This window comes from Corallococcus sp. AB049A (assembly GCF_003668885.1).
GTDB classification, from domain to species: domain Bacteria; phylum Myxococcota; class Myxococcia; order Myxococcales; family Myxococcaceae; genus Corallococcus; species Corallococcus interemptor.
The window spans coordinates 1-4,361 of sequence record NZ_RAWL01000585.1 but is presented as its reverse complement, the minus strand read 5'-3'; the positions used below and the strand labels follow the sequence as shown (position 1 = coordinate 4,361).

General features: G+C 65.3%; 5 protein-coding genes and 2 pseudogenes. All 7 read left to right on the top strand.

What is annotated here, in order from left to right; genetic code table 11:
* Window positions 1–226, top strand: a pseudogene (locus D7X55_RS36580) (phage holin family protein); the annotation flags it as partial.
* Window positions 216–425: a DUF3618 domain-containing protein gene (locus D7X55_RS36575; protein ID WP_120549964.1), complete on the top strand. Its 210-nt coding sequence runs from the start codon at window positions 216–218 to the stop codon at window positions 423–425. The pseudogene D7X55_RS36580 and the gene D7X55_RS36575, both read left to right, overlap by 11 nt.
* Window positions 426–497: 72 nt before the next feature.
* Window positions 498–692 carry a hypothetical protein gene (locus D7X55_RS36570; protein ID WP_120549965.1) on the top strand — a complete coding sequence of 65 codons (195 nt, stop codon included), beginning with the start codon at window positions 498–500 and terminating at the stop codon, window positions 690–692.
* A gap of 28 nt (window positions 693–720) precedes the next feature.
* The gene (locus D7X55_RS36565) at window positions 721–1,098 is read left to right on the top strand and encodes a hypothetical protein (protein WP_120549966.1); all 378 of its coding nucleotides are present in this window, start codon (window positions 721–723) and stop codon (window positions 1,096–1,098) included.
* Between the two features lie 53 nt (window positions 1,099–1,151).
* The gene (locus D7X55_RS36560) at window positions 1,152–1,457 is read left to right on the top strand and encodes a YtxH domain-containing protein (protein WP_121725454.1); all 306 of its coding nucleotides are present in this window, start codon (window positions 1,152–1,154) and stop codon (window positions 1,455–1,457) included.
* A gap of 168 nt (window positions 1,458–1,625) precedes the next feature.
* Window positions 1,626–3,662, top strand: coding sequence for a putative metal-binding motif-containing protein (locus D7X55_RS36555; protein WP_158626476.1), 2,037 nt, complete (start codon window positions 1,626–1,628; stop codon window positions 3,660–3,662).
* A 317-nt stretch (window positions 3,663–3,979) separates the two neighbouring features.
* Window positions 3,980–4,361 (top strand): annotated as a pseudogene (locus D7X55_RS44285) (hypothetical protein); the annotation flags it as partial.

Below are 4,361 nucleotides of genomic sequence, written 5' to 3'. Positions count from 1 at the left end.
GGCCATCGTGGGCGCGGTGAACCTGGTGGGCGGTGGCCTGGGCATCCTTCGCGCGGTGAAGCGGATGAAGTCACGCCAGATGATGGATGACAGCGTGAGCGAGCTGTCGCGCAGCATGGCGGCGCTCACCTCGGCCCCTCCGCGGGTCCCGGTGGCGGCGCCCGGGGTGAACACGCTGAAGGACACGACGGGAATGGCTTTCAAGGAGCCGCGGGATGGCCGCTAGCAATGGACACCTGCCGCGCACGAGCGCGGCGCTTCGCGAGGAAATCGAGCGCACCCGGGCCGACCTGGCCACGTCGGTGAGCGCGCTCCGGGTGGAGGTGGCGGAAGTCACGGACTGGCGCCAGTGGGTGCGCAAGCATCCCTACGCCTGCGTGGGGACCGCCTTCCTCGTCGGTTACTTGGTGGGCTCGCGGCGCTGAAGCAGTGCGCGGCCGGGCCTGGATGCACACAGTTCAAGACGCAATCGGAAAACGAAAAAGCAGAGGGCTTCCATGGAAATCAATCCGCAGCAGATGGCAGACCGGGCGCGGCAGCTTCAGGAGCAGCTGCCGGACATGGACGAGGCGCGGCAGAACCTGGTGGACCTGAACCGTCAGGTCGTCGGGTTCATCAAGGCCAACCCCGGCACGTGCCTTCTGGGTGCCATCGCGGTGGGCTTCATCGTGGGCCGCATCGCGTCCCGCTAACCGGTTGCCTGAAAGAGGGAGCACGGACATGACGAACTACTCGGGCACGACGGGCAACGGCACGGGGCACGGCGAGGACGCGGGCTTTGGCCAGCGCGTGGATCAGCTGGGCTCGGACGCGCAGCAGTTCATCGACAACGCGCGCAGCGCGGTGTCGGACCTGGGGCAGACGCTGGACCTGAAGGGGCGCGTGGAGCGCAACCCCTATGGCACGCTGGCCATCGCCGTGGGCGTGGGCTACGTGCTGGGCGGCGGTCTCTTCACGCCGCTGACGGGCCGCATCCTCAAGCTGGGCGTGCGGCTGGCGGCGCTGCCCTTCGTGAAGGATGAGCTGCTGGGCATGGCGGAGTCGGCCTTCCAGGGCTATCAGACGGGCCGGGGCACGCCGCCCTCGGGCAGCGTCTAGGATTGAAGTAGCACCCCGCGTCTTTCCCCGAAGTCATTTCCCCGGAGTCGGACATGCTGAGCCTGAAGGACTTGAAGAAGCTGGACAGGGACGACGTGCTGGACCTCATCGGCCTGGAGACGCGCCGCACGACGGCCGAGACGGCGCTGCCGGCGCTGGGCATCTTCGCGGCGGGCCTGCTGGTGGGCGTGGGCGTGGGCCTGCTCATGGCGGACAAGCCGGGACAGCAGCTGCGCGGCGACCTGCGCCAGCGCATCCAGGGCGGCCAGGAGAAGCTGACCTCGGCCATCAACAACGCGCGCGGCGACAGCCAGCAGGGCGCGGGCTCCACGGTGCCGCCGGGTCAGCGCACGACCTGATTCCAGGCGCCGTGCCTTGATTCGCACACGGGCCTCTTCCCGCTGACCGCGGGGAGGGGCCTTCGTGTTTGCGCGAGGTGAGAGGGGAATGGCGTAGGATTTCCGGCCATGTCCCGTTTCCGTCTGCTTTGGGTGGCATTGCTGGGGTTGGGCCTGGTGCGGTGCACCGTGCCGTCGCTGGAGGACCTCTGGAGGGAGAAGGGGTTCTGCGCGGTGGGGGATGAAGACTGCGGCATGTTGCGCATCCGGGTGGATGCACAGGGGTTCGTGCCTGGGTGCCTGAAGTTCGAGGCGAAGGAAGCTGGGGGCACGGGGACGCTCACGGCGACGGCTCCGTACCGGGGGACGGCGCGGGCGGGCAAGACGCTGACGCAGGGGTTCTCTCCGCCCAAGGACTGGGGACTGGGCGTGACGGTGTCCGTCTCTGCGTTTGAGCAGGGCTGTGACGGGAAGGCAGTGACGGAGCAGGGCCGTCAGTCCACGCTGCGCGAGGGTGGCGTCTCCGAGGTGGCGTTCGCACTGGTTGCGTCGGACGTGGACGGAGATGGCTACGCCAGCGTGTCAACCGGAGGCACGGATTGCAGTGACGAGCGCGCGGAGGTGAATCCCGGGGCTGCGGAGCTCTGCAATGAGGCCGACGATAATTGCGACGGGACGGCGGACGACGGACTGGGGGTAGGGGAGGCGTGTATTGCCGAAAACACCTGTGCGGGAATCAAGGTCTGCGGCCCAGGCGGGATGACGCTGTGCTCAGCTCCGAACGCGCAGCTTGCCTTGGTCGACGAGGATATGGATGGGCATGGAGCTGCGGGTAGAGCGCCAGTGCCGACGTGCGGAAGTCAGTTGCCCGCGAACCGGCTGCCGCTCAATGCGCCGAACGACGACTGCGACGACACAAATCCTTCAGTGCAACCAGGGGCGGCGGAGTTGTGCAATGACCTGGATGACAATTGTAATAACACGAGGGATGAGGGCTTCTCTCTAGGCTCGGCCTGCACTGATGCCGTGTCTCTGTGCCCGGGCACGATAATGTGCAGCAGTATTAGTGAAACACGATGTCAGCCGTCTGTCGTAGTGCCTACGTGGTATCCAGACGATGATCTGGATTCCTACGGCGCACCGGTTGGCGCCATGACGTCATGCGTGAAGCCTGATGGAGGCTTCGTGCCGCAGAGTGGTGATTGTGACGACGGCAATCCCTTCATTCATGCCAATGCCGTTGAGTTGTGCGACGAACAGGACAACAACTGCAATAGCCTGATTGATGAAGATGGAGCTTGTCGGGACGGAGCGCCTTTCTGGAGCCGTATCGGCGTGGCGGACGGTGGTGTCGCGCTGCGCGGGATGGCTTTATTTGGGGATGGTGGTGTCTGGATTGTTGGGCAGGACTCTTTCCGCGCCGTGAAGGAGTCGGCTTCGAGAGGGTTCACGGTACTGCCCGGGAAGTGCTCGGGTGGAACCGCGCCTCGAAACTTGTACAGTGTATGGGTTCACCCCCAGACCGGCGTCGCATACATTGGAGGCGAGGAAGACGCATTGTCGATACAAACACCCTCGAGCACCTCATGTGAACCGGTAAAGCCTCCTGCCGCAGCGGGAACGACGACAGGCCTGAAAGGGTTCGCAGGGAGTGAGGGAGGCGTCGTCGTTTTTGGCGCTGCGTCGTCGAGCAGTGGTGTGAACGGTGGCACCTTCATGTGGGATGGTGGGCTCGAGACAGTACCCGTGGTGTCTCATTCAGGGCAGCCTCTATATGGCGTGGATGGTGTTTCGCCAGATCAGCTCTTCGCGGTCGGGGAAGCCAGCGGTCGGAGTCGCATTCTCCGAGGGAGGATCGGACCGTCAGGATGGGTCCCAGAAACAACCGTTCCAGATGCTGGAGCGTTGAGGGCGGTCCAGGTGGTCAACACCCGGCTCGCTTATGCAGTGGGGGACAATGGAACCCTCCTGACCTGGGATGGCACCCGATGGTTCAGGGAGCCTTTCCCTGCGAGTAATGGAACTTTGACGGGAGTCCTCGCCTTTGGCCGGAACTCTGTCTACGTGACTTCGGACCTCGGACGCATCTACCGCTATGATGGACAGACCTGGGCAAGCTTTGATGCGGGTTTGAGCCTCTATGCAATCGAAGGCACGAGCCCCGAGGACATCTGGGCGGTCGGGAACTTCGGCCAAGTCTTCCATTACCCCGGGTGGCCGCAGTGACGAAGAAGCGACCCCCGAAACATTCCCCGCCGCCGGACGCACCGAAGCATGATGCACGGTCGATGCGTCACGACACCCCTGTGGACGAAATGCCCGCGCTTCCAGCGCGAAACACAGACACGCCGTGGTCCGGACTGGCCTCCGGACCCGATGGCGCGCTGGGACAGTTGCGCGCACTGGAAACGCTGGAGTCCGCTTACGAAGCCTGGGAGGAACTGAAGCGCGGGCACGCGGCTTCCGTCATCCAGTTCCGCGAGGAACAAGCCCGGCTCACGCAACAGGGCTCATTCCTCCTCGGCGCCGTCCGTGCCGCCGGCATGGATACCAACTCAGCCACCCCGGGCCTCCAGCAGCAGGGCGCCGCCAGTGACTTCCTTCGCGACGCGGAGGCCAAACTCGCCAAGGCCCGTGACGCTGTCGCCCAGCGCGAAGCGGAGAGTGAAGCCCGCTACCAGGCCGCGTTCACGGAGGTCCGGACCACGCTCCTGGATCGCGTCCAGCGCTACCTCCAGCGCAGCCGGCCCCACCTCACGCTGCTCCTTCGCCGCGTGGGCGCGGAACGCTCCATCCTCCACGTCGCGCGCGTGCAGCCGGATGAGGCCGTCTTGCTCTGCTACCTCCTCACGCAGCGGGTGCCCTCCCGCTACGGCTTCCTCTTCGACGACTCCACCGAGGACCTGTCCCTCCCCTGTCTCTTAT